Origin of the sequence: Psychromonas arctica (assembly GCF_038155225.1) — a bacterium.
Taxonomy (GTDB): domain Bacteria; phylum Pseudomonadota; class Gammaproteobacteria; order Enterobacterales; family Psychromonadaceae; genus Psychromonas; species Psychromonas arctica_B.
This window is the reverse complement of the sequence record NZ_JBAKBA010000013.1, coordinates 44063-69914: the sequence shown is the minus strand read 5'-3', so window position 1 is coordinate 69914 and position 25852 is coordinate 44063. Positions and strand designations below refer to the sequence as shown.

20 protein-coding genes are annotated in these 25852 nt (G+C 37.0%); 13 read left to right on the top strand and 7 right to left on the bottom strand.

Annotated features, from left to right (window positions below):
• Window positions 1-165: 165 nt before the first annotated feature.
• Window positions 166-1347, bottom strand: a complete 1182-nt coding sequence (gene uxuA / locus V6255_RS07555) for a mannonate dehydratase (protein WP_341627596.1) — start codon at window positions 1345-1347, stop codon at window positions 166-168.
• 370 nt (window positions 1348-1717) lie between these two features.
• Here uxuA and V6255_RS07550 point away from each other — a divergent pair, with 370 nt between their 5' ends.
• Window positions 1718-3178, top strand: coding sequence for a fructuronate reductase (locus V6255_RS07550; protein WP_341627595.1), 1461 nt, complete (start codon window positions 1718-1720; stop codon window positions 3176-3178).
• Window positions 3179-3407: 229 nt separating this feature from the next.
• Entirely contained in the window at window positions 3408-4223 is an 816-nt protein-coding gene (locus V6255_RS07545; protein WP_341627594.1) for an FCD domain-containing protein, read from the top strand.
• Between the two features lie 228 nt (window positions 4224-4451).
• Here V6255_RS07545 and V6255_RS07540 read toward each other — a convergent pair whose 3' ends face one another.
• Window positions 4452-6584, bottom strand: coding sequence for an MFS transporter (locus V6255_RS07540; RefSeq protein ID WP_341627593.1), 2133 nt, complete (start codon window positions 6582-6584; stop codon window positions 4452-4454).
• A 541-nt stretch (window positions 6585-7125) separates the two neighbouring features.
• Between V6255_RS07540 and poxB the strand changes: the two genes are divergently transcribed.
• The 3 genes from poxB to V6255_RS07525 all read left to right on the top strand — a co-directional run bounded on the left by poxB (window position 7126) and on the right by V6255_RS07525 (window position 11369).
• Window positions 7126-8850, top strand: coding sequence for a ubiquinone-dependent pyruvate dehydrogenase (gene poxB / locus V6255_RS07535; RefSeq protein ID WP_341627592.1), 1725 nt, complete (start codon window positions 7126-7128; stop codon window positions 8848-8850).
• A gap of 543 nt (window positions 8851-9393) precedes the next feature.
• Window positions 9394-9816, top strand: a complete 423-nt coding sequence (locus V6255_RS07530) for a DM13 domain-containing protein (RefSeq protein ID WP_137297461.1) — start codon at window positions 9394-9396, stop codon at window positions 9814-9816.
• Between the two features lie 539 nt (window positions 9817-10355).
• Window positions 10356-11369 (top strand): LacI family DNA-binding transcriptional regulator, encoded by a 1014-nt coding sequence (locus tag V6255_RS07525; protein ID WP_341627591.1) that lies wholly within the window; start codon window positions 10356-10358, stop codon window positions 11367-11369.
• 51 nt (window positions 11370-11420) lie between these two features.
• On the opposite strand, the gene V6255_RS07520 is transcribed toward V6255_RS07525, so the two are convergent.
• The 5 genes from V6255_RS07520 to V6255_RS07500 all read right to left on the bottom strand — a co-directional run bounded on the left by V6255_RS07520 (window position 11421) and on the right by V6255_RS07500 (window position 16477).
• Complete coding sequence (locus V6255_RS07520; RefSeq protein ID WP_341627590.1) at window positions 11421-12830, bottom strand: glycoside hydrolase family 1 protein; 1410 nt, start codon at window positions 12828-12830, stop codon at window positions 11421-11423.
• Window positions 12831-13007: 177 nt separating this feature from the next.
• Entirely contained in the window at window positions 13008-14411 is a 1404-nt protein-coding gene (locus V6255_RS07515) for a glycoside hydrolase family 1 protein (protein ID WP_341627589.1), read from the bottom strand.
• Between the two features lie 68 nt (window positions 14412-14479).
• Window positions 14480-14788: a PTS lactose/cellobiose transporter subunit IIA gene (locus tag V6255_RS07510; protein WP_137297465.1), complete on the bottom strand. Its 309-nt coding sequence runs from the start codon at window positions 14786-14788 to the stop codon at window positions 14480-14482.
• Between the two features lie 77 nt (window positions 14789-14865).
• Window positions 14866-16158, bottom strand: coding sequence for a PTS sugar transporter subunit IIC (locus V6255_RS07505; RefSeq protein WP_341627588.1), 1293 nt, complete (start codon window positions 16156-16158; stop codon window positions 14866-14868).
• A gap of 13 nt (window positions 16159-16171) precedes the next feature.
• The gene (locus tag V6255_RS07500) at window positions 16172-16477 is read right to left on the bottom strand and encodes a PTS sugar transporter subunit IIB (protein ID WP_137297467.1); all 306 of its coding nucleotides are present in this window, start codon (window positions 16475-16477) and stop codon (window positions 16172-16174) included.
• Window positions 16478-17360: 883 nt separating this feature from the next.
• Between V6255_RS07500 and codB the strand changes: the two genes are divergently transcribed.
• From codB to V6255_RS07460, 8 genes are all read left to right on the top strand, one after another.
• Window positions 17361-18617: a cytosine permease gene (gene codB / locus V6255_RS07495; protein ID WP_341627587.1), complete on the top strand. Its 1257-nt coding sequence runs from the start codon at window positions 17361-17363 to the stop codon at window positions 18615-18617.
• A gap of 3 nt (window positions 18618-18620) precedes the next feature.
• Window positions 18621-19814 carry a PucR family transcriptional regulator gene (locus tag V6255_RS07490; RefSeq protein WP_341627586.1) on the top strand — a complete coding sequence of 398 codons (1194 nt, stop codon included), beginning with the start codon at window positions 18621-18623 and terminating at the stop codon, window positions 19812-19814.
• Window positions 19815-19825: 11 nt separating this feature from the next.
• On the top strand, window positions 19826-21076 hold the full coding sequence (gene codA / locus V6255_RS07485; protein WP_341627585.1) for a cytosine deaminase: 1251 nt from the start codon (window positions 19826-19828) through the stop codon (window positions 21074-21076).
• Between the two features lie 405 nt (window positions 21077-21481).
• Window positions 21482-21634, top strand: coding sequence for a hypothetical protein (locus V6255_RS07480; RefSeq protein WP_341627584.1), 153 nt, complete (start codon window positions 21482-21484; stop codon window positions 21632-21634).
• Between the two features lie 245 nt (window positions 21635-21879).
• The gene (locus V6255_RS07475; RefSeq protein ID WP_341627583.1) at window positions 21880-23163 is read left to right on the top strand and encodes a hypothetical protein; all 1284 of its coding nucleotides are present in this window, start codon (window positions 21880-21882) and stop codon (window positions 23161-23163) included.
• 87 nt (window positions 23164-23250) lie between these two features.
• Window positions 23251-23628, top strand: coding sequence for an ankyrin repeat domain-containing protein (locus V6255_RS07470; RefSeq protein WP_341627582.1), 378 nt, complete (start codon window positions 23251-23253; stop codon window positions 23626-23628).
• A gap of 296 nt (window positions 23629-23924) precedes the next feature.
• Complete coding sequence (locus V6255_RS07465) at window positions 23925-24368, top strand: hypothetical protein (protein ID WP_341627581.1); 444 nt, start codon at window positions 23925-23927, stop codon at window positions 24366-24368.
• A 312-nt stretch (window positions 24369-24680) separates the two neighbouring features.
• A complete protein-coding gene (locus V6255_RS07460; protein WP_341627580.1) occupies window positions 24681-25802 on the top strand; it encodes a DNA cytosine methyltransferase in 1122 nt (373 codons plus the stop codon).
• Window positions 25803-25852 lie beyond the last annotated feature (50 nt).

Here is a 25852-nt window from a genome sequence, read left to right as displayed (position 1 = left end):
GTAAGGTTATTTATATGCCAGGTAAATAACTACTCTTTATTTATTAGTGGTCTTCTCTTAGTTGTAGTTAATAGCTGTAGGTATGAATAAATTAGTGTAAGGGTAAAAAAACCGAGCCTTCAAAAGGCTCGGTTGGGTTAAAATAGAAAGGGGATATCTATAACTCTATTTAAAAAAACTACGTTTTAACCCCATTTCTAAGCCTCTAATCTCTGCTAACCCTTTTAATCTACCAATTGCAGAATAGCCTGGGTTCGTTTCTTTGCGTAAATCATCCAACATTTGATGACCATGATCAGGGCGCATTGGAATAGCACGACCTTCACCGTTATTCTCTCTACGATGCTCTTCTTCAAGGATCGCCATGACAACATTGTACATATCAACATCACCATTCAGGTGTGCCGCTTCATGGAAGCTCATCGGGTTCTCTTCACGCATAGTAGAACGTAAATGAGTAAAATAAATACGGCTTCCATACTGTTTAATCATATTAACTAAATCATTATCACCACGCACACCGTAAGAACCCGTGCACATAGTTAAGCCATTTTGTTGGCTTGGAATCTCAGTGGTTAACCATTCAATATCTTCAATGGTTGAAACAATACGCGGTAAACCAAGAATAGGACGTGGTGGATCGTCAGGATGTACCGCCATTTTTAAACCAGTAGCATCACAAACAGGCATTAAAGACTTTAAAAAGTAAGCTAAATGTTCACGTAACTTATCTTTACTAATGCCATTATAACGGTCTAATTGCGCCTGAAATTCAGTTAACGTATAGCCTTCTTCTGCGCCGGGTAAGCCAGCGATGATATTAGAGGTTAATTTATCAATATCCGCTTGAGTCATGTTATTAAAGTAAACTTGCGCCTGTGCAATCTCTTCAGGACTGTAAGCGGACTCTGCACCAGGTCTTTTTAAGATATGGATTTCAAATGCAGCAAAAGCAATTTGATCAAAACGTAAAGCACGGGAACCATCTTCCATCTCAAAAGCAAGATCGGTACGTGTCCAATCTAATACAGGCATAAAGTTATAACACACGGTATCAATCCCACTTTTAGCAAGATTTTCAATAGTTTGCTTATAATTGTCTATCCACTGTTGAAAGTTACCCGTTTGGGTTTTAATTTCTTCATGAACTGGAACACTCTCAACAACAGACCAAGTTAAGCCTTTCGCTTCGATAATGGCTTTACGCTTTAGAATTTCTTCAACGGTCCATACTTCGCCATTTTTAATATGGTGCAAGGCATTCACAATACCCGTCGCGCCAGCTTGCTTAATATCATCCAAAGAAACGGGATCGTTTGGTCCATACCAACGCCAAGTTTGTTCCATTACTTACCTCTCTACATTCATTTCCATATTCATTTCTACGTTAATATTAGCTTATATTTATTGCTTAAATTAATGAAAAATAAAATTGGAATTCCAATTAAAAGACCATTTACCCATTAAATATAAGGGATAGTAGTGAGTTTCGCAATATAAAAACACACATTGGTTTACCAAATAAACAAAATAATATAGATTGCATACCAATAAGGGCGGTATTGCTCTACCACTTATGATCTAATATTGAAGTGTTTTAATGTAACCGTAGAGCTTATTACTTAAATTAAATACCTAATAACGAACATTAAGAATAAAACCTTAGTTCAGTCAAATAGATGATTTGTTACTTATGTTGATGAATCCTGGAGAAATTATGTCAATCACAAAGCCACCTTTAAAAACAACCATTATCGATAGCCAAGTTAACCAAGCTACGTTAAAAACACGTATTGTGCATATTGGATTTGGTGCCTTTCATCGTGCTCATCAAGCTTTATATACCAATGAAATGCTTGAGAAAACACAATCTGACTGGGGTATTTGCGAAGTTAACTTATTTAGTGGTAGTGAAATCATTAAAAAACTCCGTTTACAAAATCATCGCTATTTAGTCGCTGAAAAAGGCGCTAATGAAAATATCATTAAAATGGTCGGCTCGATCAAAGAATCTCTCCATCCTAAGCTTGATAGTAAACAGGCGATCATTGAAAAAATGGCTGAAGAGCAAGTCGCCATTGTTTCTATGACGATTACAGAAAAAGGCTACTGTGTAGACCATTCAACAGGTCAGCTAGACCCAACTAACTCACTTATTATCCATGACTTAGAAACCCCAAGTGAACCTAATTCAGCGATTGGTTATATTGTTGAGGCACTGCGCTTACGTAAGCAGCGAGGGCTCAAAGGTTTTTCTGTTATGTCATGTGATAATGTACAAGAAAATGGTCACGTAGCTAAAGCAGCTGTATTAGGTTTTGCCACATTATTAGATACACAACTTGCACAATGGATAGAAGATAACACAAGCTTCCCTTGTACTATGGTGGATCGCATCGTACCCGCAGTAACACCCGAAACACTCATTGAAATAGCAAAGCTAGTCGGTACCAACGATCCTTGTGCAGTTGCTTGTGAACCTTTCCGCCAATGGGTTATTGAAGATAATTTTATTCAAGGTAGACCTGACTGGAATGTAGCAGGGGCTGAATTTGTTAAGGATGTTGTCCCATTTGAAGAAATGAAATTAAGAATGCTTAACGGCACACATTCATTTCTTGCCTATTTAGGTTACCTTGGTGGCTATACTCACATTTCAGATGCCATGACCAACCAAGCATACCGAAATGCAGCCTTTGATATGATGTTAAAAGCACAGGCTGTTACGCTAAAGATGCCAGAAGGGACTGACTTAGAAGACTATGCGTCTTCACTGATTCTGCGCTTTGCTAATCCATCGTTAAAACACCAAACATGGCAAATAGCGATGGATGGTAGTCAAAAAATACCACAACGATTTGGTGCGTCACTCAAATATCATTTAGAAAATGGTAGTGATTATAAATGGATTGCAATCGCCATCGCTGGCTGGATGCGCTATGTAAAAGGCATCGATGAGCGAGGTAACGCCATTGATGTAAAAGATCCATTAGCTAAAACGTTTTGTGCCATTAATGCTAATCATATTGACCCAATAGAACGCGTTAAAGCCTTCCTTTCAATTGAAAGTATTTTTGACCCTTCTTTATTATTGAACACAGAATTTGTAAACACCTTAACCAAAGCTTATATGTTTGTTAATACCAAAGGTGCTTGTCACGCTATTTCAATGCTATAAAAAAGATGGTTAACATTAAACAAAACGCAAAAACTGAGAAGGCTTAGCTGAAAGGCCTTTTCAGTTTTTTCTTGTTACTCATATTTTAAGTCCATTAGGTTGATTTATAGGAAAAAAATCAGGAAAGCTAAGCTCTCATTTCTTTCCTTCAATATTGAAATAGATAGAGTTATTTTGGTTTTTCTATACACTATTCAGTTCAAATTTAATTAACAGAGAAACTATTAACATGTCTATTAATCACGCGGGATCACAGTCACCTAACACTCGACGTTATGTGGTCATTGGTACTGAATTAAGAGACCAGTTATCTCAAAATATTTATAAAGTTGGCGATCGTTTACCAACAGAGCGTGATATTGCTGAATCCTATGGTGTTAGCCGTACGGTGATTCGTGAAGCTATTATTATGCTAGAAATAGAAGGCTTAGTAGAAGTGCGTAAAGGCTCTGGCGTTTATGTTATCAACTTACCACAGCCCGATAATACTCCTCAAAATGACACGAACAATTCAATTGATGCAACAATGCTATCTGCCTTTTCAGGTTTAACAGGTACCGATATCGGGCCTTTTGAGCTATTACAGGCACGTCAACTAATAGAAAGTAATATCGTAGAGTTTGCGGCGCATCAAATCACTAAATCTGAAATCAGCGCAATGCGTAAAGTGCTCGAAAAAGAAAAAGAAGCATTAGAAACAGGTAATAGTAACGAAGAATACGATCGTGATTTTCATATCTTGATTGCAGAAGCCACAAAGAATACTTTTCTAGTGGATATGGTCAAATTGATGTGGAGAATACGAGAAGAAAGTTTAATGTGGGCACAATTACATGCACATATTGATACTAAAGATTACCGACAAACATGGTTAAATGACCACGCCTTAATCTTAGCCGCGTTACAGAAGAAAGATGCAGTAACCGCTAAAAAAGCGATGTGGGATCATTTAGAGAATGTAAAAACCACCCTACTTTCATTATCTGATGTAGAAGATGAAAACTTCGATGGCTATTTATTTGATTCCTACCCTCTAGGAAGGTAGTTAAATCAATGTCTTAATGGTTTATTAAAAAAAACTAAGTTATCCCAATCTGGATAAATAAATGATCTATTTAGGTGTTAGAAAAAATAGATCATAGCAAGGCGTTGATTACAGTAACTGGCTATTCTCATTACAAAATTAACAACGAAGCTAGGGTTCATTTTAACAAGCATAAATGACGAGATAATTACTTAGATTGGTATGAATAAACCTTAAATAATAAAACCATTAACTATCAAGCTTCTGCGTTTCCACTGCATCTGATAATTGTTCTTCTATCGAATTTTCTTCTGGTTTATCATCAATTGACGCACTTAAATCGCCGCTATCAACTGCTTCTGCATCTTGCAATAACTCAACCATTTCAGAAGCGACTTCAGGCACAGAATCAATAAAGGTACTAGCAACGTCTACCGCGTATTCGGGCATATTCTCTACGACTTGAGATAAATAATCGTTAACCGCCTCTTCGATATTTTCAGCTGAATCTGTATTGTCTTCCTGCTCATTTTCACCTTCAATTAAGTTACTCACATAGGCTTCTGCAACCATATTAGAAGATTCAGGCAACGCTTCAGAAACAGTTAATGCAATCTCAGCAGAATGCTCAGGCGATACATCACTTAAACGATTATACAACTCAGTCGCTGTTTGTTCAGATTCTGCTGCGCTTCTATCTACCGGGCGCATTTCATCTAAAGAATCAGAAAATTCAGTCATATATTGCTCCGTCATTTTCAACAACTCTTCAGGATCATTGCCTGACATATTCTCAGCTGCAAACTCCATCACACCAATACCGTTGTCTGGCATTGAGTTTGCAATCGCAACAATAATACTGGTTAACTGTTCAGGATGATCATTAGTTATCCAATCAACTAACTCTTCCGCTTGTTCAGGAGATGCTGTCGTTAATGCTTCAGCAATATGCACAGCCATTTCAGGTGCTGCTGTTGTAATCGCCGCATATAGCTTACCAATATTAATTTCATCAATAGTACTTAGAGCCGCCGCTAAATGTGACGCATTTTGAGGGTCTTTTAATGCCAACGCTTTAGCCATATTAACGGCAATAGCTGGGTTCTTAGTCGCAAGGCTAATCGCTACATCTACTTCTGCACTTTGTTTAAATACTGGCTCAATGTAGTCTGTACGTGGATCAAGCACTGAAACCGCACCAGAAGGTGTCTGCATCACGAAGTTATCTTGATCTTCTTGCGGTAATGCAGGGCGTTGCTTCATACGGATAAGAATAAACACTAACAGAGTGCTCGCACCGATAATCATAAAAGAAAACAACGCTTCACTACCAAACCATTTCATGGTCAACGAGGCAAGATAAGGCCCCAAAATACTGCCAAAGGCATAAATAACTAATAATGAGGACATCGCCGATAGAATTTGTGTTTTTAATACTTTATCAAAAGTTTCCGACATGCTCATCGGATACAAACAAGCCGCAACTCCGGTGATCACTGCGATGGCAAATAGCGTTAAATTAAACATATCTAATGCTATTAAAAACGGAATGCTTAAGGAAGCTAAAATAATCATTGAGACCATGCCCAACATGATTTTTCGACGGTCAAAATTATCAGAAAGATAAGCAATAGGATATTGGAATATGATGGCACCTAGAATTGCCGAGCCCATAAAGATCGATAAATTAAGATTCTGAATACCGTGGTCATTAGCAAAAATAGGTAACATATTCAGTAAACCTGCGTAGAGCAAACCACAGTAAAAACAACTTACTACACCAAGAGGCGATAATTTTGCAATGGTAATCAAAGACATCGACTCACTGTCTTCAATAATCGGCCCTTGCTGCTTACTGATCACAATAGGCGTGATAGCCAAGCTGAATAAAACACCTGAGATAACAAATAAAACCATACCATCAATAGGCGCAACACTGAGTAAAAATTGCCCTGAAAACAAGGCGCTCATTAATACCATCTGGTTAATAGAGAGTATTCTTCCTCTATTTTTTTCCGTCGCACTAAAGCTTAACCAACTATCAAGTGTTGCATTGGTACAAGCAATACAAAAACCAGTCAATACTCGCATCAGACCGAGTACATAAGGGTCAGGGAAAAGACCAGAAATTAAAATGGCCACAGACGTTAAACTACCGCACATCGCAAATATTCTAATGTGCCCTACTCGTTGTAACAACTTACGGCTGTAATATGAACCCGCTAAGAATCCCACTGACAACATCGACAACACAAGACCAATATTATCAACACTAATACCATCATTCTGCATGCGAACAGGCAATAAGATATTGCTCAAGCCATAACCTGTCATTAATAAAAAACAGCTTATTAGCAGAAGAAAAAAAGGTTTAATCGTCATTATCACGGGGCAATTCTCTTATTTTTTAGCGGCTTTATGCTCCTAAACAGATACTAACGATCGGTACTTTTCAGAAGAAAGGAAATAGGTCACCGATTGTTCAAACAATCGACAAGAAAGTTAAATATAAAGGAAAAATAGACAACAAAAAAGACAAACATGAGTCCACCAGCATTATATTAATGCTTTATAACATCATTTAAATTTTCCAACTAAAAAAACATCATTTGAACTGATAAAAACCTTTTGTAACAACGCTATTATTTTTTATGTTGAAGCATTTAAACAAACAGCAATAACCAATCTAATCAGCTTTAAAATAAGAATTTTGTGCTATAGATCTCGTTTTTTGCCCCTACTTATTCCCTAAAAGAATATAAAAACCCACTTTTATAACAAAGCATTACAAAAGATATCGTCACTACCATTGTGAAAAGCCCCTCTCAAGAGGATGATAATTATGTAGCGTTTATGTTTATCATTTTCTCTACCACTCACAATATATTGTATAAACAAATTTAATACTGAGGAGCATCTTAATATGAGTCAAAGTATCGCAAGTTTTATTACTCAAACCCTTGAACAAGCTGGTGTAAAGCGAATTTGGGGAGTAACTGGCGATTCACTCAACGGAATAAGTGATAGTTTACGAAAAATGGGCACAATAGAATGGTTAGGAACACGCCATGAAGAAGCAGCCGCCTTTGCCGCCGGTTCAGAAGCACATGTATCAGGAGAACTGGCTATTTGTGCAGGCTCATGCGGACCTGGTAATTTACACTTAATCAATGGTTTGTTCGATTGTCATCGCAATAAAGTCCCCGTACTCGCGATCGCAGCCCATATCCCCTCCTCTGAAATTGGCTCGAATTATTTCCAAGAAACTCACCCGCAGGAATTATTCAAAGAATGTAGTGTTTATTGTGAATTAGTCTCTAATCCAGAACAAATGCCTTACATGCTAGAAACAGCAATGCGCCAAGCTATTTTACACAATGATGTTAGCGTACTTGTTCTACCCGGTGATGTGGCACTAAAAGCGATGCCTGAAACTGCCCAGGCCAAATGGAACGTACCTAAGCTTGCAACTTATACGCCTGATATAGCCGATATAAAAACGCTAGCAACTCACTTAAACAGCAGCAAAAAAGTCACCTTATTATGCGGTGCAGGCTGTAAAGAGGCACATGATGAAGTGGTTGCTTTAGCAGCTAAATTACAAGCCCCCATCGTTCACGCTATGCGCGGTAAAGAATTCCTTGAATACGATAATCCTTATGATGTTGGTATGACCGGCTTTATCGGTTTTTCATCGGGCTACCATGCCATGCAAGAAGCTGACACGTTATTGATGATAGGTACTAGCTTCCCTTACCGCGCTTTCTACCCTGAAAAAAGCACTATCTTACAAATAGATAGTCAACCTGCATCACTAGGACGACATGTACAAATAGACTTTGGTGTGATGGGCGATACTAAAAACACCGTTGCTTCACTTCTCGAGCATATTAAAGAAGATCGTGCTGACTCTCATTTAAAAAAATGTGTGAAGAATTATAAAGAAGCGAGAAAAGACTTAGATTTATTGGCGAGTGGTAAAACATCGCATAATTTAATCCATCCGCAATACCTAACTCGTTTACTCGATGAGCAAGCCGCTGGCGATACTATCTTTACCTGTGATGTTGGTACACCAACAGTGTGGGCAGCACGTTATCTCACTATGAATGGCAAACGTCGTTTAATTGGATCATTTAATCATGGTTCAATGGCAAATGCCTTATCACAAGCAATGGGCGCACAATCTCTAGACCGTAACCGACAAGTAATAGCAATGTGCGGCGATGGTGGTTTTTCAATGTTAATGGGTGACCTCTTATCCCTAAAACAACTCAACCTACCGATTAAAATCGTTGTTTATAATAATCGTTCATTAGGATTTGTGGCCATGGAAATGAAAGCCAGCGGCTACTTGTCAGATGATACCGACTTAGACAACCCAAGCTTTGCAAAAATTGCAGAGGCCTGTGGTTTAAAAGGCATTAACGTTAGCGATCCAGAAAAATTACCACAAGCCATGGCTGAAATGATGGCACATCCAGGCCCCGTAGTACTTGAAGTAGAAACAGCAAAACAAGAACTCGCCATGCCACCACAAATTAAATTTGAACAAGCCAAAGGCTTTAGCGTTTACATGATGAAAGCGTTAATTAATGGCAAAGGTAATGAAATAGTCGAACTCAGTAAAACAAACTGGCTTCGTTAATACCTTTAACGGTAAATGATAGAGTGGATCAAGCAGCTATAAACTCGCTATCCACTTTATTATCGAATACCGTGTGTCATGACTAATTATCTTTAAGAGCTAATGGCGTTAAGAAGTAAAAGCATAAACTTTCATATCTAGAGACCTCTGATAAATAACATATATTATTATCTTAAGTTGCCTCAGTTCTGGATAAGCAAAGCGATACAACCCGCTATTTCTGCGGATTCCTACGTTAAATTATCTCTCAATAACCCGTTATTATTTCAATAATTCGCCTTGAACTACGCAAAACTAACGGCACTGACTAGTAAAAAGTATAACCTTATGATTTTAAATATAATTTCGCTTTCATTAACCAGAATTGAGGTTAAGTTATAAATAAAATTATTCGTAATCTTTTATCTAAATCAATCGAGTCTTATGACACATCCACTTATTTAAACTATTATGATAAAACTTTCTTATCGCACTTTGCTCGTGTTATAAAAAAGTTGTTTACTAATTAACACCTATGCCTAAATAAAACACAGGAAACTTATTATGAAGAAAATTGTTCTCGTATTATCCCTGCTTATAGTTTCACTTGGTGGAATACAACATGCTGTTGCTGCTGATGGTGTCATTACAAGCGGACAACTAAGCGCAGGATTTTCATCTTGGGGTAAAAAATCATTAGCTGGCGATTGGAAAATCGTAGAAGAAAATGGAAAGCACTATATTGAATTAGCAAATAATTTCAAAGCAACAAAAGGTCCAGATGTAGAAATATTTTTATCACCGAAAGCTAGTTCAGCAGTGAATGGCGATAATGCGACTGACGGTAGTGTTTTTATTAAAATAATTAGCAGCTTTGAAGGTGAAAGTCGCATAGAAATACCTGCTGATGTAGACCTTAGCAAATATAAAACGTTAGTGTTCCATTGCAAGGAATATAGTAAATTATGGGGTGTATCACCGCTTTAATTCTTCATTTATTGAAGAAAAATAACGCTGAAATTACTTCAACCATGATCAGTGACACCTAGCAGACAAACTAAGTTATTTCCCACTCATTGAGTAAATCATTATTGGGAAGTAACTTAATCTTAACGTTAAAAATACATACTATTTAGCCTCGCCCCCAAGCATTCCCACCCCCTCAGTTATAAAAACTAACTAGTCACGTTAATAACAAACTTAACCTACCGATAACTCACTCACAAATTAATATAAAGCCCAATCATGGGGCTTGTTTCACTGCCCGTTAAACAAACAATATCAATCAAAGCTTATTCTAATAATACATAACACTACGTAGGTTATGTCATCGTTAGATTTAACAATAAATACAGGCTCCATAAGCTTCTTTTATCCCACTCACCCCCTTCCCTTCTTGTCTTTTCGCATTAAATCACATTTCAATTATAAAAAAGTAACCGGTTACATTGAAAATACTTATACTGTATTATTCACATTTAAACCTAAGCGTTATCCATTATTATCGGTGTAAAGTAGGAAGATAAATGAGTACTATTCTGGACGTATGTAAATTAGCAAATGTGTCTAAAGCAACGGTGTCGAGAGTAATCAACGGCACAGGACAAGTTAAAGAATCAACTCGAGAAAAAGTATTTTCTGCCATGCAATCTTTAGGTTATAGACCTAATCGATTAGCACAAGCCTTAGCAACCAATAAAACTCACACCATTGGACTCGTTGTATCTGACTTTGACGGTATTCACTTCGGTTTACTACTCAAACAAGCCGCAGCCAGCGCTGAATTTGCTAAAAAACAGTTGATTGTTACCGATGGTCATAATGATCCTGATTATGAATATGAAGTTATCATGCAACTAGAGGCACAATGCGATGCAGTGGTACTTTATAGCCGTACCCTAACAGATGATCATATTCAGCGTTTACATCAACAATTAACCATTCCTATTGTTGTTATTAATCGAGATCTACCTGAGCAACTTTTCCACTCTGTATCTTTTCAACAAGAAGACGCCATTAAATTAATGATGGGTCATTTGTTGGACAACGGACATCGCCAAATCGCTTGTATTACAGGTCATATGATGAACCCAACGGGGATAGCACGACTTAATGGTTATAAGTATTCATTAGCGCAACTTGGTGTCAATTTTGATGAGAAGCTGGTCAAACATGGCGTCTATGATATGAAAAGTGGTTATCAAGCCTGTAAAGAACTGATCAATGATGGAGTCTCATTTACCGCCATTATCGCTTTTAATGATTGTATGGCGCTAGGTGCATTAAGAGCCTTGACTGAAGCTGGTATACAAGTCCCAGAACAAGTATCCATTATTGGCATAGACAACGATCCTGTATCAGAATTCTTCACGCCAAGACTAACCACGGTAAAATTACCTATTGCAGATATGACCAAGCAAGCGGTAGAGTTAGCGATTACTTTGTGTGATGAAACCAAAGCAACGCATTCTTACCAATATAAAGGGCAACTCATTGAAAGAGAATCAGTCATGCCAGTTAGGTCGGTTTTAAGCAGTTAAAAAGGCCTACTATCTTCCCTGATAATAGGCTGATAAACAAAATATGTTTTTTTAAAGATCTTCGCCACGGTTAGTAATCACACTTTTATACCAATGAAATGACGCTTTTTTCTCACGTTTTAAATTATTTTTATGGTCCACATAAATAAAGCCATATTGTTTTTTATAGCCATTTAACCAGCTTAATAAATCAATTGCTGACCAAGCGTAATAACCTTTAATGTGTATGCCACGGCTTATTGCCGTTTTCACTGCGCTTAAATGCTCTTCAATATAGCGAATACGCGGAATGTCGCAGACTTCACCCTCAATAATCGAATCTTCATCACCTAAACCATTTTCAGTAATATATAGTTTAATATCGCCATAAAGTGCTTTCAGGTTATCTAAACCATCGATAAAACCTTGAGACGAAATTTCCCAATCCCACTTAGTATATTTTTTATCAGCCATTTTAACCGTACGGTACACGCCATCATAACTTGGGTTACCTGGCGAGCCAGTTGAATTTTCGCGGGTGATAACATGTTCTTTAACGTAACCTTGGATTTTTTCAACACGCATTGGTTGATAATAATTAAGCCCCATAAAATCATTGAGTGGCGCAGCTTCTGCTATTACAGCTAATTCAGCTTCAGTCCAATCAGGCACATTACCTTCTGTCGTTAATTGTTTAACAACGTATTCAGGATACTTACCCAGTAAAATCGGATCATAAAACCAGTTTAAATTAAATTGGTTAGCATGCTCTGTGGCAAAATGATTCTCTTCACTGTCATCCACACTAAAAGCTGGACTGAAGACATGACTTAACCCAATTTCACCAAATTGATTCAACTTTTTATAAGCGATGACAGTCTGTGCATGCGTATAGAAAACATTATGAATGGCTTGGAAATATTTTTTAGGGTCATTCTGAATGCCTGGTGGATGTGCACCCGCTAAATAACCTAAATTACAAAATACGAAGGTTTCATTAAAAGTGATAAAGTTTTTGACACGGTCGCCAAATGCTTCAAAACAAATTTGGGCAAAATTAAGATAGGCTTCACCCGTTTCTCTGTTGAGCCATGCGCCCTTTCTCTCTAGAGGTAACGGTAAGTCCCAGTGGTAAAGCGTCACAAAAGGCACAATGCCATACTTTAAGCATTCATTGATAATATTGTTATAAAAATCAATGCCTTTTTGATTAATCTCTCCGGTACCCGTCGGTAAAATTCGCGCCCAAGAGATAGAAAAACGGTACGACTCTAAGCCCATTTCAGCCATTAAAGCGATATCTTCTTGATAGCGGTTATAATGGTCAATGGCAACGTCACCATTTGTGCCTTCAAAAGTTTTTCCTGGTATTTTTGTAAATTCGTCCCAATTAGTTGGACCTTTACCATCTTGATCCCATGCCCCTTCAATTTGATAAGAAGCGGTGGCAGCACCAAATAAAAAATCATGTGCAAACTTCATAATAGATTCCTAGTGATACCAATCACAGTCAGCCATTATGCTACTTTGCTGTTTAAAGCTTACTTTGCATAAAATAGACATAATGGACTGAATGCTATTGGTATTAAAAATTCAATAAACGATGAGAAATAATGCAGTTATAAACGCTCACCGTGTAGATTAATAAGAATGACTTACTTATAAGCCATTCTTTTCAATCAATGATTGATACCAGTAAAAGCTTTTCTTCTTGCTGCGTTTTAAAGCCTTAAGATCAAACTCTTCGCGGTCAACATGAATAAAGCCATAACGTTTTGAACAACCTTGATGCGTACTAATTAAATCAATTGCTGACCAAGGGCTATAACCAAAGACTTCAACACCATCACTAATCGCTAACTGCACTTGCTCAATATGTTGCTGTAAGTAGGTAATACGGTAATCGTCATTGATCTCATCGTTTGCTTCCACCTTATCGAAAGCACCTAAACCATTTTCGGTAATAATCAGTGGTAATGCGTAGCGTTCGTAAATTTCACGCATCGTAGTACGAAAGCCCACGGGATCTATTTCCCATCCAAATTCATTTTTAACTAAATGCTTATTTTCAACGCCTTTGTAAGCCCCAATCTCTCCGATAGTGATTTGTTGATCGCCCGTAGAGTTGATATCACTTTCATCACCCGCACTTTGTGCGACGGTTTGCGAGTTGTAATAATTAAAAGCAATAAAGTCTGGTTTTGCCTTAGCCAGTATTTCCATATCACCAGATGTAATAGTTGGTGTCGCATCTCGCTCTTCTAAAAAGCGCCATGCCGTTGAGTTATAACGACCATAAACTGCCATATCCAAATACAACCAGTTACGCAAAGCAGAAAAAGTATTCGCAGCTAATATATCTTCAGGTTTACATGAAGCAGGGTAGATAACTGAGATGTTAGGCGCTGGGCCAATTTTTGCTTGTGGTAATAATTGATGACAAAGCGACATTGCTTTTGCCTGAGCCACCAGCATATGGTGGTTTTGTTGATACAGGTCTTTCATCGGATTATTTGCATCTACATGCTTAGTACCCAATGCATCGCCGTGCAAAATCATCATGTTTTGTTCGTTAATTGTCAGCCAATATTTAACGCGATCTCCAAAGGCTTCAAACAAGGTTCTACTGTAAGTTGCAAAAGCTTCCACCGTTACCCGATTCGACCATCCGCCTTTTTCTTGCAAAGCATAAGGCAAATCAAAATGATACATAGTGGCAATTGGTTCAATACCATTAGCAATTAATTCATCAATTAAATTATTATAGAAATCAATGCCTTTGGAGTTTACTTCTCCTTCACCACTTGGGAATATTCGTGTCCAAGCGATAGAAAATCGATACGCTTTCAAACCTAATTCTGCAAATAATGCGATATCTTCTTTATAACGATGGTAATGATCACTGGCCACTTTAAAATCTGTTGTGCCTTCCACAACTCTGCCCATATCAATCACTGATGGGCCTTTGCCATCTTCGTCCCATGCACCTTCAACTTGATAAGCTGAAGTAGAACCGCCCCAGAAAAAATCACTTGGAAAACCGTTAAGATGTTTGCTTTGCATGTTCATTCCTCATCATTTAATACTTAACTATTAATAAATAACTGTGCTGTTACGATCTACATAGATAATCACTTTAATTTGCGATGAATATCTATAATCTCTTCAATTAATTCACGCGCTAACATAGCTGTCATAATATGATCCTGGGCATGTACCATAATCAAATTCACTGGTACCTTACCTTCGCCTTCATCCAAACCAATTAGTTCTGTTTGTACTTTATGTGCTCGTTTTGACGCTTCTGTCGACTCCGCGAGCAAACTATCAACCTCAGCCCATTCGCCTTTCTTTGCTGACATCAAGGCCTGCATTGCTAAACTTTTTGATTCACCGGCATTGATGATTAACTCCATCACCGTCATTTCTAAATCCATCATAAAACCCCGCGACTTATTAAGGAGCTACAGGGCAGTAGCTCCTTAATAATATAAAATTGAGAATGTACGATTAACACTTATGCGTTTGCTTCACTTTCTTTTGTTTCTTCAGCAATAAGTTGTTTCTCGTAAATTTTGAAGAATGGGTAATAAAGCACCATATTGATCCCGATAAGAATGAATACCAAAATGGCATTATTAATCTGCCAACCTGCACCCCACGCAGCACCGATTGGCGCAGGAGCAGTCCAAGGTACTAATGAAATCGTTTTACCAATTAAATCCCAGCTTGCTGCACAATAAGCGATAGTCGCATTGACCATCGGAATACAAACAAACGGAATAAACATAGTTGGGTTCATCACAAAAGGTGTACCAAAGATAATTGGCTCATTAATGTTAAATATGGAAGGTACTAAGCTTAATTTACCAATGGCTTTTAGGTGAGCTGATTTACTGCGTAAATACATCAATACCAAGCCAAATGTTGCCCCAGAGCCGCCCAAGGTCACAAAGAAAGACCAGAATGATTCTATAAAAATATGTGGTAACTCCATACCAGCCGCTAATGCTTCTTGGTTTGCACCTAAGTTAGAAAGGAAGAACGGTGCCATAATACCGCCAACAATCGCAGCTCCGTGAATGCCTGCAAACCAAAGCACGTGTGCAACTAATACCGCTAACAAAATAGCCGGGAGCGTGTCAGATGCAGAGATTAAAGGTTGGAACACTGCCATGATTGCACCTGGGATAATCAAGTTGAATTCATGCTGTACTAATAAATTAATTGGATAAATGGTTAAGATGATAATCAATGCAGGAATTAATAAATTAAATGACTCACGAATCTTATCTGGCACTTGCTCTGGCATTTTAAAGCCAATGTTTTTTCGATGAAGGAAATAAGCTAATTCTGTCACTAAAATTGAGATGATAATGGCAGTAAATATCCCTGTACCTCCTAGATATGAGGCAGGAAGTGCCCCCTCTTCCATCGGCGCAGAAATTAATAAAAACGTCATTAACGCTAACATACCTATTGATAAACCATCGAGTTTGTAGGTTTTTGCTAAGTTGTAAGCGATACAAGTACAGATATAACAGGACATAATGCCCATCGTCATATGGAAGGGCGTCATGATCTCACCAAAGTACTGCTTAGATAACCCTAGCCACCATTGACCAAAACCAAAAGAGGTTTCTGGTGAAAATGGTGGGAAAGCAAATACGAGGAGAAAGGAACCTACAATCATAAAAGGCATTGCGCCAATAAATCCGTCACGAATAGCACAAATATGCCTTTGAGCAGCGAACTTACCAGCGATCGGCGTTAACGTATTTTCTAAAAATTCAAAAAATTTGTTAGACATTGTATAGCCCTCTTTAATTAATCATCGCTAATGCGTCAGCTAAGATTTTTTCGCCTTTCATCATGCCGTAATCCATTTGGTTAATTACAGCGATCGGCTTACCTGCTTGATCAGCCTTAATCTTAAAATCATTTAATTTATATTTGATTTGAGGACCCAATAAAAAACAATCATATTCCGCAAGATGTGAATCAAACTCTTCCAAACCGATAGCATCAATTTGAACTTCAATACCTTTATTAGTAGCAGATTCACGCATCTTTTTAACAACCATACTGGTTGACATACCAGCAGCACAGCAAAGTAGAATTTTAGTCATAAGATTTACCTTTTATTGGGTTGAATAATTAAAAAACTATCAGATATTTATATCTACATCTTAATCTAATACTAAAATGTAACCGGTTACAGAAAGCGGTTACATTTTTGTGATTAAGTTCTTTTAATTACTATTAATAATTAGTTTTGCTCAATTTATAAGCATTTTAAAAGGTAGATCACAGATAAGACTAAGTAAGGTGTGCTTGTTTAAAAAAGTAGTTCGCCATAAGAATAAAGCACATGAGACCGATTAATGAATTGTTAATTGTTAATTGTTAATTGTTAGCATTAATCCACATTAAATTCATTATCATTTTACCGTGAGGATAGTGACATAACAGGTATTAAAAGGATGAATACTAAAATCGCAAACTATTGAATAACTACTTCCACTAATAAACCAATTTGATCAGCTTTCACCAACAGTTAATTGCGCGTGGATAACGTCAACATTAGACAGCGGATAATCTACTGCAAAAATATGAATGGAATTCATAGAGTCGGTATACTCTGCCGTTGCATTAACATTTAATCGCTCAAATACTGTTTATTTAAGTCATCACATTCACTAATGTACAGTCATTTCATTCATACCGGTCTGTTCATACCTTCCTGCATAGTTAAATAATCAAGATTAACCGCACAAAATTAAAGCATTTATTGCACTCTTTGGTGCGCAACTGTTTATTAAATCTTTTTAAGAAAATAGATTAAAAAACTCACTTGTGCACCTGGTACACAAAGAGATGCTGACTGATGCTTTATTGCACAATATTATTGCAACTATTTTTTGTTTACTAAACTGGCACAGATGTTGTTAATTACTTATTAACCATTGCTTAGTCATTACTAACATTCTGTTTTTTAACAAGGAGTAAAAAATGCAAAATACAAATGATTTCCCCCTAAGTGCAGTGCCCGCAGATCAACGTAAAAGTCTATGGTCAATGATGTCAGTATTATTAGGATTTACCTTCTTTACTTCTACTATGTGGGCTGGCGGTAACCTCGGTACTGCCTTTGGTTTTTATGAGCTATTAGGTATTATTTTACTCGGTAACCTTTTACTGGGCTCCTACGCTGCAAGCCTTGCATATATTGCTTATAAAACAGGTTTGAATACAGTATTGTTGGGTCGCTATAGTTTTGGACTGCAAGGCAGTAAATTATCAGATTTTGTTTTAGGATTTACTCAAATAGGTTGGTATGCATGGGGAACAGCAACACTTGCTATCGTGTTGGTTAAATTATTAGAGCTGCCTCAAGGATGGACAACCCCTTTAATGGTGTTATTTGGTTTCGGCTTTTGTATCAGTGCCACCATTGGTTATAAAGCATTAGAGCTACTGTCAAAAATATCAGTTCCATTAATGTTATTTTTTATTGGTTTATGCTTTTATAAAGGTGTCATTGATGTGGGTGGTATCGGTGAATTAATTATAAAACAACCTACTGAAAGCATGTCTGTCGCAGCGGCAATAACTATTGTTTTCGGTACTTTCGTCAGTGGGGGTACGCAAGCAACCAATTGGAGTCGTTTTGCTAAAACAGGTAGAGTAGCTATCTTTTCAACGTTAGCGGCTTTTTTTATTGGTAATGGTTTAATGGTATTCGTTGGCGCCTTTGGCGCTTTAGTTTACCAACAATCAGATATCGTCGACGTATTAGTTTCTCAAGGGTTTATGATAGCAGCAGTATTAATGCTATTTGCTAATATATGGACAACCCAAGACAATACTATTTATAACTTTGCTGCCGCTGGCTGTAATCTATTTCGTACCGAAAAACGCAAGTTAATCACGGTTATTGGTGCTGCTCTGGGTACTATTATGGCGATAATGGGCATGTACAATATGTTGATCCCATTCCTTATTTTATTGGGCACCTTTATTCCTCCCATTGGTGCAATCATCATGACAGATTTTTGGGTACGCTATCGTGGCAACATGCCATCATTATCAGACGTCAACTTACCACAATATAATATGATGGGCCTATCAGCATATGTTATAGGTTCTACTGCGGCTTATTTATCACCATGGATTTCACCACTGGTTGGTATTATTGTTGCTTCATTGTCTTACAGTCTGTTTCTATACATCAACTCAAATAAAGAAAATGTACAACAAAGAGCTTAATTTATGATTAAAGTACAATCGTTACCGCTTATATCTGGGTTAGAGGAAATCACTTTGAGGGCAGGATTCCAAGGAGAAAATAACATTATTCGTTGGCCTTATATTGCCGAGAATAGTGATATCAGTAACTGGATATACGGGGGCGAACTAATTTTTGTCACTGGCTTAAATTGGCAATGGCAAACTGAAGACTTTAAACAACTTATTAGACTAGCAAAAATGAAAGATGCGAGTGGGTTAGTGATTCTAACACACTCCCCTTTTATCACCTCGATTGCAGAAGAACTCATTGTGTTTGCTGACCAACAAGGGTTCCCTGTTTTTGAACAACCTTACTCGTTACCAATGGTTAAAGTAACGGAATTATTATCTAACTCAATCATTAAGTCTGACCTTGCCTACCAATCAATAAGATGGTTGATGCAACATCTATTAGAAAGTCAACAACCCGCAGAAATAACTTTAATAAAAGCAGTAGAATTTGGCATCAACACAACTGGTTCTTTTTCGGTAGCGGTGATCACACCAGGACTGCAACAAAAAGGCGATCTTAGTCGCGGTCAATTCTTACTTAACCAATTTCTTTCTGAGCATAATAGTGAATTTCCATTATTGGAGTATCACCAAGGTTGGTTACTCTCATTGCCTTGCGATACAAATAATCACATTAATATGTTAGATATATGGCAAAATTTATACATGGTTATGGATAAACAAGGCTTTAGTTGCAATATTGGAGTCAGTGAAGGAACAGGATTAAACGCATTTCGTCGCGTTGCACTACAAGCAAGGCAAAGTGTTGATTTCGCCATTTATCAAGCAGGAAATTATGTTGTACATTACCGCGATTTAGGCATAAACCAACTTTTTTCAGGTGTTGACGATCATGACAAGCTAGCTACTTTTTGCCAACAGAATTTAGGCGGTTTATACAACTGCACTACGCCACAAACCAATCTACTAAAAAAGACGCTGCGCTGTTATTTTGAACAACTAGGTTCAACACGAAAAACAGCTCTATTACTAGATATTCACCGCAACACACTAACTAACCGATTAAATAAAATTGAACAGCTCACTGGCAATAGTTTGAGCAATGCACAGCAACGTTTATGTTTACAAAATGCATTGGTAATGGAACGACTGATCTTAGACAGCCCCATTGACAATCAATCATCATCTATAAAACACAATTGATAGGAAGAAAAATGAAAATAGTTAACGCTCGTTTACGTGGGAAACCAAATTTATATACCATCACTTGTGAAGATAAACTGTTTTCTAACATGACTATTCAAAACGAAACAGTAAACATGGATGAGGCAGATATTGATGCAAAAGGGAACCTCTTATGCTCCCCATTCATAGAGCCGCATATCCATTTGGATGCAGTATTAACTGCTGGGCAGCCAAACTGGAATATGAGCGGTACCCTATTTGAAGGAATTGAACGTTGGGCAGAAAGAAAACCCATGCTCAATCATCAAGATGTACAAGATCGTGTATTAAAAACAGTCGAATTATTACTAGCAAATGGAGTGCAATATATACGTACTCATGTAGACGTCACCGACCCTGATTTAGTAGCATTAAAAGCAATTCATGCACTTAGAGAAAAACTGGCTCCTTACCTTGAATTACAGATCGTCGCTTTTCCACAGGAAGGAATTTTATCTTTCCCTAACGGTAAACAATTAATGGAACAAGCACTAGAAGAAGGTGCTGATGTTATTGGTGGTATTCCGCATTTTGAATTCACCCGTGAATACGGCGTAGAGTCAATGCAATGGATAATGGAATTAGCAGAAAAACACGATAAATTAGTAGACGTTCACTGTGATGAAATCGATGATGGTGCTTCGCGATTCCTAGAAGTATTAGCTACGGTTGCCTTAGAAAAAAAAATGGGACATCGTGTTACCGCAAGCCATACGACTGCTATGCATTCATACAATAATGCATACTGCCATAAACTATTCCGTTTATTAAAAATGTCTAAGATTAACTTTGTTTCTTGTCCCACTGAAAGCTTACACCTCAACGGTCGCTTCGATTCATATCCTAAGATCCGCGGTATCACACGCGTCAAAGAGCTTCGCGATGCAGGCATGAATGTTTGTTTCGCTCAAGATTCAATTCAAGACCCTTGGTATACCTTAGGCAATGGCAAACTTTTACGTGTTCTTGATTGCGGCATACACGCCTGCCATATGATGGGATATGAAGATCTTGCCACAGCCTTAGATCTAATTACAGACAACAGTGCAAAAACACTAAATATCTCAGAACGTTACGGTATTGAAATAGGCAAGCCAGCCAACTTCATTATCCTAGAAGGTGAAGATGACCTTGAAGTCATACGTCGTCAGGGAGAGGTTTTATGGTCAGTAAGACATGGTAAAGTCCTTGTTTGCCGACAACCCAGCACACTCACTGAACGTGTTAATTTGATAGATTAGTAAATAAAAAAGACAAGTAGAATTTGTAGTCATTTACAACCTCTACGAGAACACTTTGCAAGTCGCTTATTATATACAACAACATAATCATTGCGACTTGCAAAAAATATGCTGGTATAGGATGTTTTAATTTCCATGTGATATTCATTGGTTGGCTGCCTTCATATTTGACGAAATCGACAGGATCCAATAACCGGTACCGGTACCGCTAACAATAAATATATAAATGAGAAATCTATACATATCATTTAACTAATGTATAGTTTTTAGATAAATCTATACATATAACTCCACTTAAGCCTTCTTGTGCAAAAAAATAAAAAACTCTCCACTTACAATGCCGCATTCAATCGATGTAATTGATTAAATATATTTCCTGTTCAATCAACCTTTAAAGGAAATATTATGTCTAACTCAAAATCGAACCAATCAACACCAATGACTCCAACTGCAGCTGCGCGAATTCAAAGTTCGCAAGCAAAGGCAAATGGAGGGCAAGTCATAAAAGGCAGTTTTGCTGCAAGAGCTCAATCTTCAGCTGCTAAAAACAGTAAATAAAGGAGAAAGAGCAGCCTTAGTACCTTAAGGCTGCTCTTATTTTTTATGCGTAAATATAGCAGCGATAAAGACATCCACAAGTTGGTTTGCAGTTTAATTAAAAAAAATTGGCGATATCAACGCGGAACAAAACATGGTTCGCTTCGCTCACCTAGTGGGTTTAAAATGACTATTCCCGGTTCTCCGAGTGATAGACGAGCTTACCGTAATTTTTTAAAAGATACACAACGTCAGGTATGGAAATAATGAAAATTAAAACACCTTATTTTACCATTCAGCATCTGCTTCGAGAATTCTCTAAAGGGTTAGGCACTAAATCTTTGGCAGGAAAAGAAATTGATGATGCATGTAAGCATAACGAGATTGCTCCACAGCAATTAGAAAAATTAAAAGTAGCATTAATACACAAGCCATTGACTCAATATGTAAATGTATATTTTGCTGATCATATAATGAAAGAGGTAGAAAAAGTATTTCAATATTATCTTGATGTTATTACTACAATACCACTAGATGGCGTTAACGCAGAAAAATCACAAGCTATTATTAATCAATATTTTATGTCTTTTTCAATAAGCAGCATTTGCACAGGTTGCTTAGATGGGATGAGAACAACACCACAAGCAATGGCATTAAGTGGCAAAACCATGCTTGATTATACATTTAAAAATTTACGACGAAGTAATGAATGGTGCGAGTTTGAAGGTAAGTGCACAAAAGAACAAAAAGATCGCTTTAGGTTATGGACTTTAAATGAAGGTAATGAATTACCAGATATCACTAGCATCGCAGCTTTAGGTAAAGAGTGGCAACATGGCAATAGCTGGGGCACATTCAAAGCCCGTTTGATTACAGCACGCTTTTGGGACCACTTTTTCTACCGAGATGAAAGTTGTGATTTAGACTTAATTAGCTCATTACGCCCCGCAGCATTAGACCGCAGCTTCCAAGAACAATTAATGAGTTTATTGCGTAGTGAAACCATTAAATATAAAGATACAAGCATAATGGGTTTAAACCTGTTTGAAAAACTACGCTTAAGAGAACCAAAAACCTTACAAGACAAAACCTATTGTGAAAAATCACTTCCTGAATTAAAAATTCAATTAGATAAGCTCGATCAAAATGATCAAGCAACTTATTACTATTACTGGATGCTGGCGCGCTTTAATTTACACCAAGGACATTTAAGTGATGCCTTAGAAAATTATAAATTAACATTTGATCGTGTTATATATCGCCAAGGTGAAAATATGAAGAGCATTATTCAAGAGTCATTAATGCTTGCTTGTCGCTCCCCTCAACCCGATAAAGTCTTTATTAATAAATTAAGAAGAATGGCAGTTATATTTGGAATTGACGCTTCACCTACGGGAAGTAATAAAGCAGAGGACAAGAAAAAACAAGAAGATATCGAATCTTGGGAAATTAGCGCTTATGCTAAAGACTTTACATCATTCTTTACTAAAGAATCGTTTTTCCCAGATGCCGTTTACCCTCCATTATTACAACCTAATTATGGCCTTTGAGCTGTAGATGAATCAGCACATCAACTAGACCTACGTAGCCCAAATAAAACCTTTAAAGTTGGCATGAAAGGAGGATTAATTAAAAAAATGCCTCAGATTGTCTATTTTTCAATGCAAGACGATATTGAAGCAGTGAAAAAGCTAATCGAAGCAGGTGCAGATGTTAATAAGCTTTCTTCCTCTAATGAATCAGCCTTATTAATGGCAGTGCAAGATATGCAAGTAAACCTTACACCATTGAATTCAATGCTCTCAACAAAATTTGACCTGATAGCTGCTTTACCACACAACGAAAAATCAGTAAATGCGGTCACGTTGAAGAAAAAATTAACGCCTTTAGGCTGTGCTGTACAAACAGGCCGCTTGGATATTGTCAAAAAAGTCGTAGAGCTTGGAGCAAAAATCGATCAACGTCATGACGTCGGAGATGAAACATCATTGTTTACATGTATTAGGGTCTGTTGATCTTTCGAGTTCGTTTTTACAGCAATTTGTTGACTATTTATACAGATCTGAGCTTATGTAATGTGGTTGTTCCACATAAATAAGCGAAAAAGCATTATAAATTGTCAAAAAATACTGTCCTCAGGATTATTATGCTCTTCGTTAGGCAAGATTTGCTTAGAATCACTAAGCTACACCTTACTGGCCGTGATCAAAACGTGCTGGATTGAACAAAATTCGAACGGCAAAGATCAACAGCCCCTAGTTTAATGATTCATCACACAAGACCTCATATACCCGAACAACTCGCTGAAGACATGAAATATTCAACATTAAATATACAATCAGTAAGGGCTCAATCAGCAGGTTTACTTCCCCATGATTTAACACAGTTAAAGCGAGTTATTGCAGAACAAGAAAAAGCCCCTTTATTTCAAAAATATTCTCAAATAGCTAAAAATATGATGCAAGCGAATATCAAAGAACATACTACCGCCAATGCTTTTAGAGAGATTGCCTTATTTCTTATCCAACAAGGTGCTAATCCTAATGCAAAACATAATACTGCATTACAAGGTTACACGCCTTTAATGATGGCAGCAGAGCTTAATGAAGATGAACTCTTTTATGTGATGGCTAAAGCAGGTGGTGATATAAGCGATTCTTGCGTTAATCCTCAGGATAACCGAAGAGTTTCCTGTATTGATATTGCAAGACATTGGAGGTCAGATAAAATACTAGCGTTATACAAACAACCTTAAAAATGTGTAGAAAGAGAATAGCGCTCAGCTATTCTCTTTATTCAATTTATGAGTAACCATAAAACGAGTCTCATTTTAATGAATATCTTGTAACACCTTTAAAGAAGTAAAAGTTAGTCAGATGAAAAACTCTAACTTATTAGCCCAAATATTAATACCGCTAACTTTTTGTTAAGTTTTACTCTAATAGATGTATAAAAACTAAAATAAATAACTTAAAAAGCCAGTTGTAGGCTTTCATATAAGAATTTAATAGAATATTCCTATATGATCGCCCTACTAATTTTATTTTTTAATTGTTAAGGCTCATATTTGTCTGCTCAAAATAAACCCATTATATTTTCATTTTTTTCTGGAAGTGGATTTTTAGATCTAGGCTTTGAGTTATCAGGCTTCGATGTACGCTTTGTAAATGAATTTCACAAACCATTTTTAGAAGCATATAAATATTCAAGAAAAGTAATGGGATTACCTGACCCTAAATATGGTCATTTTTTAGGAAGCATTGAAGATTTTGTTACCGGAGAAAAGGCTGGAGAGCTACAGGACTTAGTAGAAAAGGCAAAAGCTGACTCTTTAGTGGGTTTTATTGGTGGGCCACCTTGCCCAGATTTCTCTATTGCAGGTAAAAATAAAGGTTCAGAAGGTGAAAATGGTAAATTAAGCCGAGTTTATATAGATGCAATTATTAATAATAAACCAGACTTTTTTTTATTTGAAAATGTAAAAGGACTTTGGAGAACAGTAAAGCATCGGGCTTTTTACGATGAAATGAAAGTTCGTTTAGAAAAAGCAGGTTATATACTGACAGACCGTCTCACAAACTGCATTGAATACGGAGTACCTCAAGACAGAGATCGTATATTACTCTTTGGTATTCATAAATCCCGAGCGGGAAATATTAGCGCCGTAGAACTAGAAAAAAAATTCGATTGGGAAGATAAAATAAAGTTCGATAAAAATATCGTTTTAGACAAAAGCATATGGCCGAGACATGAAAAATATATGCAAAATTCTAAAAAAGAGTGCCCTCAAATTTTAACTAAGTTTCATGAGTTGACTGTTGAACATTGGTTTAACAGAAATGATGTTAATAATCACCCTAACGGAAAACATCATTTTCAACCTAAATCTATGCAACGTTTCAAAACTATTTTGGAAGGGGATGACAGTAAAAAATCATTCAAACGTTTACATAGATGGCGATACTCACCAACTGCTGCCTATGGAAATAATGAAGTACACCTCCACCCGTATAAAGACCGGCGCTTAAGTGCCGCGGAATCTTTGGCTATACAGTCGTTACCTAAAGAGTTTTGTTTTCCGGCAACGATGACACTATCAAATATGTTTAAAACCATCGGTAATGGTGTGCCATATCTTGCAGCTGAAGGTTTAGCAGAAACTATTCAAGTATATCTAAAATCATTATAAAAAATTAAATGTCCGCTTTAGTACTTTTTTCTTGTACATGATAAACTTAT